Consider the following 16,743-nt stretch of genomic DNA (forward strand, 5'->3'; position numbering starts at 1 on the left):
TGACGGTGGCCCGATGCGCGATGTCGCGCAGGTTGCCTGTTGCCCATCGCCTGTAGCCGTCCAGTACCGACAGACCCCATGAAGATTGCAGTCTGCATCAAGCAGGTCGTCACCCGTGACTGGCAGGTGCGCCCCGACGAGGCGCGTACCTGGATTCGCGACGCCGACGCCGAGTTCGAGATGAACGAGCCCGACGCCTACGCTCTCGAGGCCGCCCTCCGGCTGCGCGAGGCGCACGGCGGCGAGGTGATCGCCGTGTCGGCCGGCCCCGCCCGCGTCGCCCAGGTGCTGCGCGAGGCGCTCGCCCGTGGCGCCGACCGCGCGTTGCACGTCGAGGACGACGGGTTGGCGCGCGCCGACGCATCGGTGGTCGCCGAGGCGCTCGCCGCGGCCATCGGGCCGGAGACGCCCGATCTCGTGCTCACCGGCCTGCAGTCGGACGACATGGGCTTCGGCCAGACGGGCGTCATCCTGGCCGAGCGCCTGGGGGTGGCGCACGCGACCATCATCATGGACGTCCAGGTGCAGGGCGCCGCGGTGCGGGTCAAGCGTGAACTCGAGGGCGGCTGGTTCCAGTGGCTCGAGATGCCGCTGCCGGCCCTGCTCACGATCCAGAGCGGCATCAACCAGCTGCGCTACGCGACGCTGAAGGGCATCATGGCCGCCAAGAAGAAGGAAATCCGCGTCGTGGCCGCGCCCGGGGCGGCGGCCGCGCAGCGAGTGCTGGCCCTGCGGGCCCCCGAAAAGCAGAAGCAGACGCGGATGATCGCGGGGAGCCCCGCCGAGGCTGCGCGTGAGCTCGTGCGCGCGCTGCGCGAAGACGCGCGGGTGGTGTCGTAATGGTTCTCGTCATTGCCGAACACAACGGCGGGCAGGTCCACCGGGCCACGTGGGAGGCCGTCGCGGCCGCCCAGGCGCTGGGGACGCCCGTCACGATCGTGGTCGCCGGGCACGGCATCGACGCCGTGGGCGCCGCGCTCGCCGAGGCGCAGGTGGCGGGTGTGCTGATCGCCGATCACGCCGGCCTGGCCGACTACACGGCCGACGGTTACGTCGCTGCGCTCGCGGCGATCGTCGGCGAGCGGGCGCCATCGCTCGTGCTGGCGGCGCACACCTACCAGGCGCGCGACTTCATGCCGAAGCTCGCGGCCCGGTGCGGCCGCGGACTCGTCTCCGACTGCGTGGCCGTGCAGGCGGAGGGCGACGGTTACCGCTTCACGCGTCCCGTGTTCCAGGCGCGCCTGCTGGCCGACGTGGCGGCCACCGGCGACGGTCCCTGCTTCGCGACCCTGCAGGCGGGCGCCGTGCGTGCCGACGCGCTGCAGAAGGGCGCCGCACCCGTCGAGACCCGTGCCGTGGCCCTCGATGGCGTGCGCCAGAAGCCCGACGCCCCATTCAAGGAAGCCAAGCAGGCCGTGGACCTCACGGCCGCCGAGCGCATCGTGTCGGTGGGACGCGGCATCAAGGGGCCCGAGCACATCGCACTGGTGCAGGCGCTTGCCGAGGCCCTCGGCGCCGAGGTTGCTGCCTCGCGCCCGATCTGCGACAACGGCTGGTTGCCGATGGACCGACAGATCGGCAGTTCCGGCCAGACCGTCGCACCGAAGCTGTACCTGGCGCTGGGGATCTCCGGAGCCATCCAGCACGTGGTCGGCATGAAGGGCGCCAAGACGATCGTGGCGATCAACAAGGACCCCGAAGCCCCGATCTTCGAGCTGGCCGACTACGGCGTCGCCGGCGACCTGTTCGAGATCGTCCCGGCGCTGATCGCGGAACTGAAGAAATAGGCTCAGGGCTCAGAGAGCACGCTGCGTGAGCGGCGGGATGCTCTCTGAGCCTTGCGCCCAAAGCCCTGAGCCCGTACCCGGTACCCCGTACCCCGTACCCCGTACCCGGTCTCCGCCCGCCTCTCCTGATATCCTCGACGGCATGTTCGAGACGCTCGCGTTCTGGGTGGTCGTGCTCGGCAGCGTCGGCCTGTTCTCCGCCCAGATGTCCACCCGGTGGCGCCTCCTGCAGGCGGCGCCCGGGGAGTTCTCCTTCGACCAGTTGCCGAGCCGCATCGAGCGGTTCGTGACGGAAGTCGTCTTCCAGAGCAAGGTCATCGGGCGCCGTCGCTGGGTCGGCCTGGCCCACCTCGGCGTGTTCTGGGGCTTCGTCGCGTTCGGCGGCTACACGCTCGTCGAGACGCTGCATGGCCTCGGCATCGCCGACCTCACGCATACGACGGCGTTCCGCGTCTACATGTACCTGCTGGCGCCGTTCTCGATCGGCGTGCTGGCGGGCATCGTGTTCCTCGCGATCCGCCGCGGCATCCTGCAGCCACGCGCCCTGGGCCCGACCGTGTCGAAGGAGTCGATCCTCATCGCGGGCTTCATCGCGGTGCTGATGATCACCTTCCTGCTCGACCTGTTCGTGCTCGACGGCGGCCTGGCCGCGCGCGTGAACTGGTGGGTGCACATGCTGCTGATCTTCACCTTCCTGGTGTTGATCCCGGACTCGAAGCACCTGCACCTGCTGCTGTCACCGGGGACCGTGTTCCTCAAGGCGCCCGTGCTCGGCACCGTGCCCAACCTCGACTTCGAGAAGGAGGAAGTCGGGATGGAGACGGTGAAGGACCTGCCGAAGAAGGCGGTGCTCGACGCCTTCACGTGCGTCGAATGCGGGCGCTGCCAGGAGGCCTGCCCGGCGTTCGCGACCGGCAAGCTGCTCAACCCGAAGACCCTGATCCTGCAGAACGAGGCGGCGCTGCTCGAGGGCAAGGCCGAGGCGAAGCTGGTCGACGTCTACGACCCGGGCGTGCTCTGGCAGTGCACCACGTGCGGCGCGTGCGAGGATGCCTGCCCGGTCGGCATCGAGCACACGCCGGTCATCATCGGCGCGCGTCGCGGGCTGGCCAGCAACGGCGATGCGCCGGAGTATCTCGCGCCCGTCTACAACAACCTCGAGCGGCGCGGCAACCTGTGGGGCCAGACCTCAGAGGCGCGGCAGAAGTTCGTCGCGTCGGCGCAGCTCGAGACGTTCGATCCTGCACGGCACGAGTACCTGCTGTGGCTCGGGTGCGCCGGGGGCACCGAGCCGGACTTCCAGAAGTCGCTGCGGTCGCTCGCCGAGATCCTCCGCGCGCAGGGCAAGACGTTCGGCGTGCTCTCGAAGGAGCGCTGCACCGGCGACGTCGCCAAGCGCACGGGCAACGAGTACCAGTTCCAGGAACTCGCCACGGCCAACGTGGACGACATGCAGAACGCGGGCGTGAAGAAGGTGGTCACGTCGTGCCCGCACTGCCTCAAGACGCTCGGGCACGACTACAAGCAGTTCGGATTCGAGGGCAAGGTCGTGCACTCGTCCGTCCTCGTCGAGCAGCTCACGCGCTACGAACGGCCGGTGCACCTCGAGGAAGAGGCCGTGACCTTCCACGACCCGTGCTATCTCGGTCGTTATGCGGGCGAGCACGAAGCGCCCCGCGCGCTGCTCGAGCGTCATGGCGCAGCAGTGAGCGAGCCCGAGCGCACGAAGGACAACCCGTTCTGCTGCGGTGCTGGCGGCGGCCTGTTGTTCGAGGAGCACGAGTCGGGCACACGCATCAGCCAGGAGCGCTTCGACCAGCTCAAGGCCACCGGCGCCAACACCATCGTCATGGGATGCCCCTTCTGCTCGATCATGCTGAAGGGCGCGAAGGCGAGCACGCCGGGCACCGACGACATCCAGATGGTGGATCTGATGACGTGGACCGAGGGACGGCTGCGCAAGGCCGGCCGCCTCGGTCAGGGGGAGTCCGGCGCGGAGGCACCCCAGGAGCAGGCCCAGGGATGAGCGACACGCCGGGCTGGCAGCAGTCGGCCTCGAAGCGGCGGCAGGTGGCGCTCATCGTCGGCGTCGCCACGCCGCTGGTGGCCACGCTCGGTCGCACCTGGCGCTTCACCAGCGAGGGCGCCGAGGCGTACGAGCAGGTGCTGGCCGCGGGCGAGCGGCCCATCATGGCGTTCTGGCATGGGCGCATCCTGCCTGGCATCGCCTTCTGGCGCGATCGCGGCATCGTGGTGATGACCAGCGAGAACTTCGATGGCGAGTGGATCTCGCGCGTCATCGAGCGCTTCGGCTTCTCGGTGGTCCGCGGCTCCTCGTCGCGCGGCGGCGCCAAGGCGCTGGTGCAGATGAAGCGGCTGATGCAGCAAGGGAACCCGACGGCCTTCACCATCGACGGCCCTCGCGGACCCGCCGAGCGTGCGCAGCCGGGCGCCGTGTGGCTGGCCAAGGCGACGGGGCAGCCCATCCTGCCGTTCCACATGGAGAGCACCTCGGCCTGGCACGCGAAGAGCTGGGATCGCACGCAGGTGCCCAAGCCGTTCGCGCGCGTCGCCGTCGCGGTCGGGCCTCCGTTTCGCGTCGCCGCCGACGCAGACGATGCGGCGCTGGAACAGCGCCGGCTCGACCTCGAGGCCGAACTGCAGCGGTTGAAGCTGCGGTCGGCCGCGCTCCTGGAGCGGTAACGGCCGTCACGTCGCTGCAGCACGCGCCCCAGGTGGTCCAGACCCGGTCGCGCCGTCGGCCGTCCGGGCATGTCCCGGCGTGTTGAAACCGCTGTGCTACCATCGCGCCCGCTGCCCAGCACCACCGCTCCTCAACGCGGTCGACAGCGCCTGCGCTGTCGCCTGTTCGGGAGTCGACATTGACACGACGCGATGACGCGGCGGGATCTGTCCCGACCGGTCATTTCATATCCATGCCAGTGGCCGTTCGGCCCACGGCCATCGGCGCGCGCTGGCGCCGTCTGATGGCCTGCGCCACGCTGCTGATGGCCCTGAGCGCGAGCGTGGCCTCGGCGCAGGGCCCGGTGTATGTGGCCTCCGGTGCCTCCGTTCTGGCCATCGACCCGGCGACGGCGGCGGTGCAGGGCACCATCCCCGTCGGCGGCACGGTGACACGCGTCGCGGCAACGGCTGACGGGGCGCGCATCTTCGCGTCGATGTCGGCGGCCGGCACGGTCGCGATCGTCGATGCCGCCACCCGCGCCGTCGTCCACACCGTCCCGGTCGGTCCGGGGGCGACGGGGCTGGCCGTGGCGCCGGACGGTGCCACGCTGTACGTGTCGACCGCTGGCGGCGTCCTTCACGTCGTGGACGTCGCGTCCGGCGCCGTGAGCACCACCATCGCCAGCGGCGTCGGTGATGCCGCCGACCTTGCTGTGACTGCCGACGGGGCGACGCTCTACGCCGCGTCCGGCACGGTGGCCGCCATCGACACGGCGACGCGTACCGTGACCACGGCCTTCGGCCTCGGCGCCGTCAGCGTCGAGGTCACCCCTGATGGCTCGACGGTGTACGTCGTGGCGATCACCGACCTCTTCGGCGGTGGCCTCTTCGTGCATGACGCCACCGCCGGCCATGGCCTGGTCGCCTCACTCGGACTCGGCATGCCTGGTCCCATGGCGATGGCGCCAGACGGCAGCCGCGTGTACGTCTCGCATGCCGCGTCGTGGGTGGATACGGGCTATGGCGCCGGCTTCTTCCCCGGTCGCAGCGTGTTCGTGGTCGACGGCATCACCAGGACGGTGGTGAGCCAGATCGACCTCGGCGCGAGCGGGTCCAATTGGAGCCAGCAGAATACGCCGGGCCAGCTCGCGGTCTCGAACGACCGACGCCGCGTCTACATCTCGGTGCCGCGCCTCGCGGCGGTCGTCGCCGCCGACGTCAACACGAACGCGGTCGTCGCGTCGACGCCCGTGGCTGGTCCCGGGGCCATCGCGGTGACGGGTACGGGGCCGATCGCGCCCTACGTCGTCGACGCCGTCGACGACAGCGCGACCTATGCCTCGACCGGCGGCAGGGCCGTGGCCAACGTGCTGGCCAACGACAAGCTGGGCGGCGTCCGCCCGACGCTGCAGCACGTGACGCTGACGGCCCTGTCGTCCTCCGACGGGCTGTCGCTCGAGCCGAGCGGGGCGGTGATGCTGGCGCCGGGCACGCCGGAGGGAGTGGCGACGCTCGGCTACGAGATCTGCGAGATCGCTGTGCCGGCCAACTGCGACCGGGCCACGGTCACCATCACGGTGCGGGCACCGTACGCGATCGACGCCGTCAACGATGCCGCGACGACGCTGGCGGGCCGCAGTGCGCTCGGCAGCGTGCTGGCCAACGACACCTTCAACGGCGCAACCGCGACGCTGGCGGCCGTGACGCTCACGCAGGTGTCGTCGACGGCCTCGACCGTCGCGCTTGTGCCGTCGACGGGCGGTGTCTTCGTCTCGGTGGGCACGCCGGCCGGGCCGCATGTCCTCACGTACCGGATCTGCGAGAAGGCCACGCCCGACAACTGCGATACCGCGCAGGTGTCGATCACCGTCTTGCCCTTCGCCATCGATGCCGTCGATGACGCCGGCGCCGTGACGCGCGCGGGCGGGACGGCCATCGCCAGCGTGCTCGCCAACGACCGGTTCAACGGGCTGGCCGCCACGGCGGCCTCGGTCGTGCTGACGCAGGTGTCGGCTGCGGTGCCTGGCGTCACGCTGAACGTGGCGACGGGGGCTGTGACCGTCGCCGGGGGCACGCCGGTCGGCACCTACGCGGTCGCCTACCGCATCTGCGAGAAGGCCAGTCCGACCAACTGCGATACGGCCGTCGGCACGGTCACGGTGACCCCCAACACGATCATCGCGGCCAGCGACTACGGCCGAGGGTCGTCGAAGGTCGCCAACTCGCCGATCGCCAGCGTGCTGACCAACGACCGCCTGGCTGGCGCGCCTGCCACGCCGGCCAACGTGATTCTGTCCTTCGTGTCGCTCACGCCTGCCAATCGGAAGATCCGCCTGGATCTCGCCGACGGCTCGGTCGACGTGACCGGCAAGACCGAGTCACGCGTCTACACCATGGTCTACCGCATCTGCGAGCGGACCGACCCGACCAACTGCGCCCAGGGCACGGCCACGATCGAGCTGAGCGGCAGGTAGCCGGCTGACCGCCGCCGCGTGCGGTCCTCGGACCGCGCGCGGTGGCAGGCCCTCGGAGTCGGCGAGCACGGTTGGGCGGTTGGCGTCGATGGCATGCACGCAGGGTGCGCCGTCCCGAGGTTGCCGACTGCGGCCGGGCAGGGGACGGGTTACGCTGTGCCGATGGTGCTGTACTTCACCCCTCGCGTCCTCGACCACGTCACGCCCGCCGGGCATCCCGAATCGCCCGAGCGCGGCGACGTGATGCGCGCGGCGGTGCTGCGCGCGGGGGATCTCGGGATCGCCGTGCGCGCCCCGCGTGCGGCGACAGACGACGACATCTGCCGTGTCCACGAGGCCGCGTACCTCGCCGAACTCGAGGCACGGCGCGGTCGGGCCTCGGCGCTCGACGCCGACACCTTCACGTCGCCGGACAGCATCGAGGTGGCGCGCCTGGCCGCCGGCGCCGCGGTCGACGCCGTGTTGCATGCGTGGAGGACGGGCGAGCCTGCGCTCGCGATCGTGCGTCCGCCGGGGCACCACGCCGAGCGTGCGCAGGCGATGGGGTTCTGCCTGCTGTCGAACGTGGCAATCGCGGCCGCGGCGGCCCGCGCGGCGGGCGCGGCGCGCGTGGCGCTGGTGGACATCGACGTGCACCACGGTAACGGCACGCAGTGGGCCTTCTACACGGATCCCTCCGTGCTGGTCGTGAACACGCACCAGTTCCCGTTCTATCCGGGCACCGGCGCGGCCAGCGAGGCCGGGCACGGCCCAGGCGCGGGCTTCACGCTGAACGTGCCGCTCGAGGCCGGCGCCACCGATGCCGACCACGCGCACGTGTGGAACACCATCGTCGATCCGGCGCTGGTGCGGTTCGCGCCCGACCTGCTGATCGTCTCGGCTGGCTTCGACGCGCATCAGGACGACCCGTTGGGCTCGCAACGCGTCACCACGGCGGGCTTCCGCGCGTGGCTGTCGGCGCTGCGCGCGCGTGCCTCGCTGACGTGCGGCGGGCGGATCGCGGTGGTGACCGAAGGGGGCTACGACCTGCAGGCGCTGCGGTCGTGCCTCGACGCGACGGTAGACGTGCTGCACGCACCCGCACCGGCTGATGCGGTGTGGCGCGACGCGGCAGGCCCTGACCGCCGCGGCCGCGAGGCCGCGCAGGCGCTGCAGGGGCATCCGCTCGTCGCGGGTCACGGGGCGTGAGTCATGCCTCATGCCGCATGCCTCATGTTCAAGCCCCAAGCCCCAAGCCCCAAGGCCGTAGGCCGTAGGAGTTCCTGAATGCTCTGGCAGTTCTTCGTCGGGCGCTTCCTGCAGGCCGCTGCAGGCGTCGGCGCGTTGTTGACCGTGGTCGACTGGGTGCGGCTCGGGGGCGAGCACGTCCGCGGCGGCCGCATTCTGTTGTGGAGCGCCATCGCGGGCCTGGTCGCGGCCGCGGTGGCGACGAGAAACCTGCGCGCGCGGGGCTGCGCGCGCTGACGCGCCCGGCTGCCGACTGCCAAGGTGGCGCCGCGCATGCCGGCAGGGGCGGCAGGCCTGACCGCGAGTCATGTCGCGATGCCGAGCCTGCCGGCCATGCCGAAGGGCGGTGAGGGGCCAGGGCGAGCGCCTTGCCAGCCCCCAGCTCCAAGCCCCCAGCCCCCAGCTCCAAGCCCCCAGCCCCCAGCCGAGCCCCCAGCCCGCCGCTATGGCCGCACGAGATCGTTGATCGCCTTGATCGCGTTGACGTCGAACTTCGGCTTCCGGTCGTAGGTGAGCAGGCCGTTGATCTCCTGCTCGACGTCGGTGAGCTGCGTGTAGCAGACGCCGATGATGCGCGGCACCTTCGCGATGGCCTCGTACAGCCCCTTGAGGCGAGCGAGCGCGTCCTCCGGCGTCTTCTCGACACCCGAGTAGCCCCACGCGCCCTCGGGCACGGGGGAGCCTGGCGCGCGGTAGGCGATGCCGCCGAACTCCGACAGGAAGATGGGCGAGCCGTTGTACTCGTAGCCGGGCACGAGCGCCGCGCGGCTGTTGTCGGGGATCCGCGCGGTCGGGTTGTCGAGCACGGCGTACTTCTTCGCGATCATGTCGCCCGTGCGCGCGTAGTCGTGGATGCCGAACACGTCGGTGGTGTCCACGTGCTCCCAGCCGTCGTTCTCGATCACCAGGCGCGACGGGTCGAGCGACTTGGTCAGCCAGTAGTTCGCCTTCAGGTGCGCCTGCTGGCGCTTGTCGCGGAGGTTGGGCGTGCCCCAGCTCTCGTTGATCGGGATCCACATGATGATCGACGGGTGGTTGATGTCGCGCTCGAGCACCTCGAGCCACTCGCGCGTGAACCGGGCGACGTACTGGTCGTCGTACTGGTACGCGTTGGCCATCTCACCCGAGACGAGGTAGCCGAGCTTGTCGGCCCAGTACAGGAAGCGCGGGTCCTCCACCTTCTGGTGCTTGCGCGCGCCGTTGAAGCCCATCGCCTGCGAGGTCTTGATGTCGTACTGGATGGCCTCGTCGGACGGCGGCGTGAGCAGCGACTCGGGCCAGTAGCCCTGGTCGAGCACCATGCGCAGGTACAGCCGGCGGCCGTTGAACTGCAGGCCCTTCGCGTCCACCGTCACCTCGCGGTAGCCGTAGTAGGTCTTCACGCTGTCAATCACCGCGCCGCCCCGGACCAGTTCGAGCGTGACGTCGTAGAGGTTGCCCTGCCCGACCTGCCACTCGCGATGGTCGATCACGCGCAGGCCGAGGCCGGCGCGGCTGCCGTCGGTGGCCGCCTCGCCGCGCGTCACCACGGCGCCGTTGTAGCTGATCGTCGCGCGCAGCACCTGATCGGCCGCCGGGCGCGCCAGGCGCGCATCGAAGCGCACCGCGCCGTCCATCGACGGCGTCACGCGCACATGCGACAGGTAGCTGTCGCCCACGGCCTCGAGCCACACCGACTGCCAGATGCCTGACGTACGCGTGTAGAAGATGCTCTCCGACTTCTCCTTCCAGTACTGCTTGCCGCGCGGCACGAAGCGATCGGTCGGCGGGTCGAAGGCGCGCACCATCACCACGTTGCCGCCGTCGCGGAGGTGGTCGGTCACGTCGAAGGCGAACGGCGTGCTGCCGCCCTCGTGCTCGCCCAGTTTCTGGCCGTTGAGCCACACGGTGGCGTGGTAGTCCACCGCGCCGAACCGCAGCAGCACCCGCCGGCCCTTCCAGGCGGCCGGCATCGCCACGTCGCGCTGGTACCAGACCACCGGGTGGAACCGCGTGTCGCCGATGCCGCTCTTCGGGCTCTCGAAGGCGAAGGGCACGACGATGGACCTGTCGAGCTTCTTGCCCGTCGATGGCCACCCTTCCCGCAGTCCGGCATCGCCGTCGTCGAACGCGAACCGCCAGGGCCCGTTCAGCGAGAGCCAGTCCTTGCGCTCGAACTGGGGATTGGGGAACTCGGGGCGGGGGAGGGCCGCCGGGGTCTGCGCGCCGGCGAGGGCCGGCACCGCAGCCAGCGCCAGGACCAGGCTCAGGGCTCTGAGGCGTTGCATGGCGCGACACGCTAGCACAGCGACAGGCATGGCTACAGGCCGCCGGCTGCAGGCGGCCCACCCCGAGCAGGTCGCCTCTGGCCCGTAGCCTGTGGCCTGCCTTCGGCATTCCCGGCATCGCGGCATCGCGGCATTGCCAATGAGCGGCAGGACCCGGGGACCGGGTCCTGCCGCTATACTGTTCGATCTAGCCGTGGCCGACTATTCCCCGCAAACCATCGAGAAGAAGTGGCAGGAACGCTGGACCGCGACCGGAGCCTTCGAGGTCTCCGAAGACGCGTCCAAGCCGTCGTTCTACTGCCTCGAAATGTTCGCGTACCCCTCGGGCCGCGCCCATGTGGGACACGTCCGCAACTACATGATTGGCGACGTGGTCGCCCGCCTGAAGCGCATGCAGGGCGCCAACGTCCTGCACCCCTTCGGTTGGGATGCGTTCGGCCTGCCGGCCGAGAACGCGGCCATCAAGAACAACCTCCACCCGGAGCAGTGGACGCTCGACAACATCGCGTACATGAAGGGGCAGCTCCAGCGCCTCGGCATCTCGTACGCCTGGGGCCGCGAGCTCGCCACGTGCCTGCCCGACTACTACCGGTGGAACCAGTGGCTGTTCATCCGCATGGCCGAGCGCGACCTGGCGTACCGCCGCCGCTCGACCGTGAACTGGTGCCCCAGCTGCCTCACCGTGCTCGCCAACGAGCAGGTGATCGACGGCGCCTGCTGGCGCTGCGGCAGCCACGTCACCTCGCGTGAGCTCGAGCAGTGGTTCCTCCGCATCACGCACTACGCGGAAGAACTCCTCGAGGGCACCAACCACCTGCCCGACTGGCCCGAGAAGGTCCTGACGATGCAGCGCAACTGGATCGGCAAGTCGGAGGGCGTGCAGGCCACGTTCCCGATTGCCGATGACCAGGGCCGTGCCACGGCGGCGGGCATCGAGATCTTCACCACGCGCATCGACACGATCTTCGGCGCGACGTTCGTGCTGATCGCGCCCGAGCACGAGCTCGTCGAAAAGTTCGCCGCCGAGTCGCCCGATCCCGCCGCCTTCCGCAAGCAGGCCGAGCGCTTCCGCCAACAGGACCGCCTGGGCCGCATGTCGGGCGAGGTGGAGAAGGAAGGCTTCGACACCGGCCGCCGCGTGATGAACCCGTTCACCGGCCAGACGGTGCCGGTATGGGTGGCCAACTTCGTGCTCGGCGGGTACGGCACGGGCGCCATCATGGCGGTGCCCGCGCACGACCAGCGCGACTTCGAGTTCGCCCGCAAGTACGGCCTGCCGGTGCAGGTCGTGGTCAAGCCGGTCGACGGCGACCCCGCCGACGGCGCGACGATGGCGGAGGCGTTCACCGAGTACGGCCTGAGCGTGCACTCCGACGAGTTCTCGGGGCTGCCCACCGAGCAGGCGTGGCAGAAGATGGCCGCCTCGGCCGAGGCCCGCGGCATCGGCAAGAAGACCATCCAGTACCGGCTCAAGGACTGGGGCGTCTCGCGGCAGCGCTACTGGGGCACGCCGATCCCGATGATCCACTGCCCGTCGTGCGGGGTCGTGCCGGTGCCCGACGACCAACTGCCCGTCGTGCTGCCCAAGATCGTCGAGTTCACCGGCAAGGGCGAGTCGCCGCTCGCGCAGCTGCCGGAGTTCGTCAACGTGTCGTGCCCGAAGTGCGGCGGCGCCGCGCGGCGCGAGACCGACACGATGGACACGTTCTTCGACTCGTCCTGGTACTTCTACCGCTTCACGGACGCGAAGAACGACCAGCAGGCGTTCGATCCGGCCAAGTGCAACTACTGGGCGCCCGTCGACTTCTACAGCGGCGGCGTCGAGCACGCCATCCTGCACCTGATCTACTCGCGCTTCTTCGCGCGGGTGTTCCGCGATCTCGGCATGGTGTCGCACGACGAGCCGTTCGCCCGGCTGCTCACGCAGGGCATGGTGCTCAAGGACGGACAGGTCATGTCCAAGTCCAAGGGCAACGTCGTCGATCCCGACGAGATGATCGCGAAGTTCGGCGCCGACGCGCTGCGCCTGTACGTGATGTTCGTCGCGCCGCCGGAGAAGGAAGTCGAGTGGACCGACACGGGCCTCGAGGGCAGCTACCGCTTCCTCACGCGCGTGTGGCGCTTCGTGGAGCCGCTGGCGCCAACGCTGGCGACTGCTTCTGGCGTGGAGGCCGTGGGGGCCTTTTCCGAGGCCGAGCGCGCGCTGCGTCGCCGCACGCACCAGACGGTCGAGAAGGTCACGGGCGACCTCTACCCGCGCGTCCAGTTGAACACCGCCATCTCGGGCCTGATGGTGCTCGTGAACGAGCTGTACGCGTTCGGCGAGACCACGGGGCTCTTCAAGCCTGGGCGCCGCGCTGCGGCTGACGAGGCGCCGACGGTGCCGGACGTCCCGGCCAGCACGCTCGCGGCCGCGCGTGAGGCCGTCGAGGCCCTGGTGCGGCTGCTGTCGCCCTTCGCCCCGCACATGGCCGAGGAACTCTGGCAGATGCTCGGACACGCCGACGGCATCGTCGCGGCCGGGTGGCCGTCGTTCGACGCGGCCGTGGCGGCCGAGGAAGCCGTCGAGATGCCGGTGCAGGTCAACGGCAAGGTGCGCGGGCGTGTCACGGTGCCTGCCGGCGCACCCGACGATGTGGTGCAGGCGGCGGCGCTGGCCGACCCGAACGTCAAGGCGCACACCGACGGCAAGACCATCGTCAAGGTGATCGTGGCTGCGGGCCGCCTCGTCAGCGTGGTGGTCAAGTGATGCCGGTGATCGGCCGTCGCGCGGCGCTCGCCCTCATCGTGGCCGCCGCGGCGGCCACGAGCGGGTGCGGGTACACGCTGGCCGGGCGCGGCAACTTCCTGCCGTCGTACATCAAGGTGATCGGCATCCCGATCTTTGCCAACAACACCTCGGTGTACGACCTCGAGCAGATGATCACGCAGCGGGTGCGCACCGAGTTCCTCGGGCGCGGCCGCTACCAGGTGCTCGGCGTGACCGACGGCGCCGATGCCGTGCTGGCCGGCACCATCGCCGGTGTCGCGCTCGAGCCCAGTGGCTTCAACGAGAACAACCAGGCGACGCGCTACATCGTGCGGGTGCAGCTCAAGCTCGAGTTCAAGGACGTCAAGGCCAACAAGGTGATCTGGGAGAACGCCTCGCTCGAGATCGTCGATGAGTACGACCTCACGACGGGCACCGGCGCACTCGATGCGTCGGCGTTCCTCGGCCAGAATCGCGCCGCGGCCGACCGCATCTCCGACACCGTGGCCCGACGCACCGTGTCGTCGATCCTCGAGGCTTTCTAGCCATGCTCCGGACGCTGCGCGGCCTCGCCTGGCAACGCTCACCGCGCCCCGCGTTGCGGCGCGCGGAGTTCTAGCCATGACGCCGCGTGAGCTCGCGGCTGCCCTGAAGCAGGGGACCGTCGCGCCCGTGTACCTCGTGATTGGCGAGGACGAGGCAGGCAAGGACGAAGTGGTCGCCTCGCTCACGAGCCTCGTCGAGGAGGACCTGCGCGGCTTCAATGTCGAGCGCTTCACCGCCGGCGACGCGCGCCCGGACGACGTGGTGTTCGCGGCACGGACGCGGCCGATGCTGGGCGACCGCCGCGTGGTCGTGTTCGCGCACATCGAGCGCCTGTTCAAGGGGCGCAAGAAGCTCGCCGAGGCCGACGACGAGGGCGGGATCGACGAGGCGCCGGCGCCCGACCCCGGCGGTCTCGAGGGCTATGTCGCCAACCCGGAGCCGTCCAACGTGCTCGTGCTCGTGGCGAGCGACATCAACCGCGCCACGAAGCTGGGCAAGCTCCTCGACAAGCAGGCCGTCACCGTCGAGTGCGAGGGCTTCAGCGCCGAGGGGTTCAACGGCGCGCAAGCGGCGCTTCGCGATGCGATGCAGTTTGCCGCCGAGCGCGTGCGAGCGGCCGGCAAGCGCATCGACGCGCCCGGCCTGACGGCGTTGGTCGAGCGCGCCGGCCCCGACATCGTCCGCCTGCGCAAGGACATCGACACGCTGGTGCTGTTCGTGGGGGACGCGGCAGCCATCACCGAGCAGGACGTGCGGCTGGTGGTCGGCGCCGCGCAGCAGTTCGACGACTGGGCGGTGACCAACGCCATCGCGGCGGGCGACGCGGCCACGGCCCTGCGACACGTGCAGCTGATGATCGAGAACGGCTCGTCGCCGTTCCAGATGCTCGGTCAGCTGGGGTGGTGGGTGCGGTCACGCATGCCACAGGCGGCGCCCGATCGCGTGGGCGCGGCGGTGCGTGCGCTCTATCGCGCCGACGGCGCGAGCAAGCTGGGACGCGACCCGCAGGTGGTGCTGGAACGGCTGGTGGTGGAGCTGTGCGGTCGCCTTCGCCCTTCGGGCTCCGGCGGACCAAGGTCAAATCCTTCGGGCTCCGGCGGACCGAGGTCTCAAAATGGAAGCGCCGGCGGACCGAGGTCGCAGCCTGGAGGCTGGCGCGGCGCGCGCTCGTAGCTGGGGCGGTGCAGCGGCAGGAAGCTCCCGAGGTGGCGGGAGCTCCCCGGCGGAACTAGGCTGCGAGGCCGTTGAGGCGCTTGGCAATCCGCGACTTGTAACGCGAGGCCGCGTTGTCGTGGATGACGCCCTTCTTGGCCATCTTGTCGATCAGGGAGACGGTCTCGTTCAGCCCGGCCTTCGCGGCGGACGCATCGCCCGCGGTGAGGGCCTTGCGAATCGTCTTCAGCGCGGAACGCAGGCGCGTGCGCGCCTGACGGTTGCGCTCGCGGTTGGCCAGACTCTGCTTGTGCGCCTTCAGCGCCGATTCGTGATTTGCCACAACAACAACTCCGCTATGCCTACGCGCTGGTTCCGGACCCCGAGTTGGGACCCCACAGTGCCGGGCGCGCGTGCCACCCGGTCAGTGGAAACATCAGAGTGTAGCACAGGAACGGCTGCCCGAGGGGTCAGTCTCGTCCCTTGAGCTTGCGCAACTCCCGGCGCTCCCGCTTGTCCGGGGCCACCACCGGGCCGCGAGGCCGGGTGTCCTTCAGCAACTGCAGGAAGGCGAGTTCCTCGGGCGTCGGCGGCGGCGTGATGTCCTCGAAGAGCAGGGCCTTGGCCTCGGCCTTGGGCATGTGCGCCTCGGCGGTGGCCTTCACCCGCACGACCTGCTTGCGCCCGAGGGGCCGGGTGAGGGTGACCGTGTCGCCGGGCTTCACGTCGCGATTCTGCTTCGGCCGCTCGCCGTTCACCTCGACCTTGCCGCCCTTGATGGCCCGCTGGGCCTCCGAGCGGGTCTTGCAGAGGCAGGCGACGTCGAGCCACACGTCGAGCCGGAGCGGTCGGTCCGACACGAGGGCGTCTGGCTGCACGGCCACAGATTAACGCTTCACGCTTAACGCCTAACGCCTGATGCTTGACGTTCAGCGACGGTCGCTCGATGACGAACGGCGAACAGCGAATGGCTGTGCCATCATCCCGGGTCGACAGGGCCGGCGGGGCCGGCCTCACCATGGAGGTCCCGTGGCCCAGACCCTGACTCGTCCCGTGCCTGTGCCGGGCAGGACCCGAGATGCGCACTACCTGTGGTCCACGCTGGCCATCGCCGCCACCGTGTACCTGGGCTTCTGGTTCACCTACTTCGGTCCGCAACTCTCCGGGACGTACCCGGCAGCTCCACTCGCGACGCATGTCCACGGCTGGAGCTTCTTCCTCTGGTACGCGCTGTTGCCCCTGCAGGCCGCGCTGGTCCGCGCCCGGCGGGTATCGCTCCATCGCACGCTCGGGGCACTGAGCATCGGGCTCGCGGTGCTGATGGTCGCGACCGGCCTGCTCGTCGTCGGGGTGCGGATGGCGGAGGTGGAGCGTCTTGGGCGCTCGTCGTTCTGGTCGCAATTCGGACCGGCCATCTTCGTCACGCTGGTGCTGTTTACCGGCTTCTACGTGGCTGCGCTCGTGCTGCGGCGGCGTCCGGCGGCCCACAAGCGACTCATGATCGTCGCCAGCGTCGCCGGCATGGGCGCCGCGGCATTCCGGATCCTCGTCGCGATCGCGGGCCCGGTCGGGTGGGCGGCGCCGGTGGGCGTACTCGCGACCAACCTGTTCATCGTCTGGGAAATGCTGTGCGACCGCTGGCGTGACGGCCGGGTCCATCCGGTCTACCGAATCGGGTTCCTGACCTGCGTGGTCGCCGAAGCCGGCACGATGCTGGCCACGCCTACCGCCGCGGGCCAGTTCCTCGCCCGCGCCCTGGCCTGGGTCGGACGCACCCTGGCGTTCCTGTACTAGCCGGGGGCCGGGTTGGGACAACCGGCCCTACCATCCTCCTGTACCCCGTACCCGGTACCCGG

14 protein-coding genes are annotated in these 16,743 nt (G+C 70.2%); 11 read left to right on the forward strand and 3 right to left on the reverse strand.

Features of this window, described 5'->3' with window-relative positions; genetic code table 11:
• Window positions 1-78: 78 nt before the first annotated feature.
• The 7 genes from ACIRDX_RS09630 to ACIRDX_RS09660 all read left to right on the forward strand — a co-directional run bounded on the left by ACIRDX_RS09630 (window position 79) and on the right by ACIRDX_RS09660 (window position 8,410).
• Window positions 79-840: an electron transfer flavoprotein subunit beta/FixA family protein gene (locus ACIRDX_RS09630; protein WP_396625201.1), complete on the forward strand. Its 762-nt coding sequence runs from the start codon at window positions 79-81 to the stop codon at window positions 838-840.
• Entirely contained in the window at window positions 840-1,787 is a 948-nt protein-coding gene (locus tag ACIRDX_RS09635) for an electron transfer flavoprotein subunit alpha/FixB family protein (protein ID WP_396625202.1), read from the forward strand. The genes ACIRDX_RS09630 and ACIRDX_RS09635 overlap by 1 nt, the downstream gene beginning before the upstream one ends.
• Window positions 1,788-1,929: 142 nt before the next feature.
• Window positions 1,930-3,813, forward strand: coding sequence for a (Fe-S)-binding protein (locus ACIRDX_RS09640; protein WP_396625203.1), 1,884 nt, complete (start codon window positions 1,930-1,932; stop codon window positions 3,811-3,813).
• Complete coding sequence (locus tag ACIRDX_RS09645; RefSeq protein ID WP_396625204.1) at window positions 3,810-4,490, forward strand: lysophospholipid acyltransferase family protein; 681 nt, start codon at window positions 3,810-3,812, stop codon at window positions 4,488-4,490. The genes ACIRDX_RS09640 and ACIRDX_RS09645 overlap by 4 nt, the downstream gene beginning before the upstream one ends.
• 233 nt (window positions 4,491-4,723) lie before the next feature.
• Window positions 4,724-6,946 (forward strand): hypothetical protein, encoded by a 2,223-nt coding sequence (locus ACIRDX_RS09650; RefSeq protein ID WP_396625205.1) that lies wholly within the window; start codon window positions 4,724-4,726, stop codon window positions 6,944-6,946.
• Window positions 6,947-7,108: 162 nt separating this feature from the next.
• On the forward strand, window positions 7,109-8,134 hold the full coding sequence (locus ACIRDX_RS09655) for a histone deacetylase (protein ID WP_396625206.1): 1,026 nt from the start codon (window positions 7,109-7,111) through the stop codon (window positions 8,132-8,134).
• Window positions 8,135-8,212: 78 nt separating this feature from the next.
• Window positions 8,213-8,410: a hypothetical protein gene (locus tag ACIRDX_RS09660; RefSeq protein WP_396625207.1), complete on the forward strand. Its 198-nt coding sequence runs from the start codon at window positions 8,213-8,215 to the stop codon at window positions 8,408-8,410.
• A gap of 206 nt (window positions 8,411-8,616) precedes the next feature.
• On the opposite strand, the gene ACIRDX_RS09665 is transcribed toward ACIRDX_RS09660, so the two are convergent.
• The gene (locus ACIRDX_RS09665) at window positions 8,617-10,440 is read right to left on the reverse strand and encodes a glycoside hydrolase family 2 protein (RefSeq protein ID WP_396625208.1); all 1,824 of its coding nucleotides are present in this window, start codon (window positions 10,438-10,440) and stop codon (window positions 8,617-8,619) included.
• Window positions 10,441-10,633: 193 nt separating this feature from the next.
• Between ACIRDX_RS09665 and leuS the strand changes: the two genes are divergently transcribed.
• The 3 genes from leuS to holA all read left to right on the forward strand — a co-directional run bounded on the left by leuS (window position 10,634) and on the right by holA (window position 14,908).
• Complete coding sequence (gene leuS / locus ACIRDX_RS09670; RefSeq protein ID WP_396625209.1) at window positions 10,634-13,189, forward strand: leucine--tRNA ligase; 2,556 nt, start codon at window positions 10,634-10,636, stop codon at window positions 13,187-13,189.
• Complete coding sequence (gene lptE, locus ACIRDX_RS09675) at window positions 13,189-13,734, forward strand: LPS assembly lipoprotein LptE (RefSeq protein ID WP_396625210.1); 546 nt, start codon at window positions 13,189-13,191, stop codon at window positions 13,732-13,734. The genes leuS and lptE overlap by 1 nt, the downstream gene beginning before the upstream one ends.
• A 76-nt stretch (window positions 13,735-13,810) precedes the next feature.
• Window positions 13,811-14,908, forward strand: a complete 1,098-nt coding sequence (gene holA, locus ACIRDX_RS09680) for a DNA polymerase III subunit delta (protein WP_396625211.1) — start codon at window positions 13,811-13,813, stop codon at window positions 14,906-14,908.
• A gap of 55 nt (window positions 14,909-14,963) precedes the next feature.
• Here the strand turns inward: holA and rpsT are convergent, their stop codons facing one another.
• Entirely contained in the window at window positions 14,964-15,230 is a 267-nt protein-coding gene (rpsT, locus tag ACIRDX_RS09685; protein WP_396625212.1) for a 30S ribosomal protein S20, read from the reverse strand.
• A gap of 127 nt (window positions 15,231-15,357) precedes the next feature.
• Window positions 15,358-15,765 carry an RNA-binding S4 domain-containing protein gene (locus ACIRDX_RS09690; RefSeq protein ID WP_396625213.1) on the reverse strand — a complete coding sequence of 136 codons (408 nt, stop codon included), beginning with the start codon at window positions 15,763-15,765 and terminating at the stop codon, window positions 15,358-15,360.
• Between the two features lie 151 nt (window positions 15,766-15,916).
• On the opposite strand from ACIRDX_RS09690, the gene ACIRDX_RS09695 reads away from it, so the two are divergent.
• The gene (locus ACIRDX_RS09695; protein ID WP_396625214.1) at window positions 15,917-16,681 is read left to right on the forward strand and encodes a hypothetical protein; all 765 of its coding nucleotides are present in this window, start codon (window positions 15,917-15,919) and stop codon (window positions 16,679-16,681) included.
• The last annotated feature ends 62 nt before the right edge of the window (window positions 16,682-16,743 follow it).

Origin of the sequence: Luteitalea sp., from assembly GCF_044337415.1 — a bacterium.
Lineage (GTDB): Bacteria > Acidobacteriota > Vicinamibacteria > Vicinamibacterales > Vicinamibacteraceae > Luteitalea.

Coding starts and splice junctions, on each gene's coding strand:
- ACIRDX_RS09635 (WP_396625202.1), top strand. CDS start 840: ATGGTTCTCGTCATTGCCGAACACAACGGCGGGCAGGTCCACCGGGCC.
- ACIRDX_RS09630 (WP_396625201.1), top strand. CDS start 79: ATGAAGATTGCAGTCTGCATCAAGCAGGTCGTCACCCGTGACTGGCAG.
- ACIRDX_RS09660 (WP_396625207.1), top strand. CDS start 8,213: ATGCTCTGGCAGTTCTTCGTCGGGCGCTTCCTGCAGGCCGCTGCAGGC.
- ACIRDX_RS09640 (WP_396625203.1), top strand. CDS start 1,930: ATGTTCGAGACGCTCGCGTTCTGGGTGGTCGTGCTCGGCAGCGTCGGC.
- holA (WP_396625211.1), top strand. CDS start 13,811: ATGACGCCGCGTGAGCTCGCGGCTGCCCTGAAGCAGGGGACCGTCGCG.
- ACIRDX_RS09655 (WP_396625206.1), top strand. CDS start 7,109: ATGGTGCTGTACTTCACCCCTCGCGTCCTCGACCACGTCACGCCCGCC.
- lptE (WP_396625210.1), top strand. CDS start 13,189: ATGCCGGTGATCGGCCGTCGCGCGGCGCTCGCCCTCATCGTGGCCGCC.
- ACIRDX_RS09650 (WP_396625205.1), top strand. CDS start 4,724: ATGCCAGTGGCCGTTCGGCCCACGGCCATCGGCGCGCGCTGGCGCCGT.
- ACIRDX_RS09665 (WP_396625208.1), bottom strand. CDS start 10,440: ATGCAACGCCTCAGAGCCCTGAGCCTGGTCCTGGCGCTGGCTGCGGTG.
- ACIRDX_RS09645 (WP_396625204.1), top strand. CDS start 3,810: ATGAGCGACACGCCGGGCTGGCAGCAGTCGGCCTCGAAGCGGCGGCAG.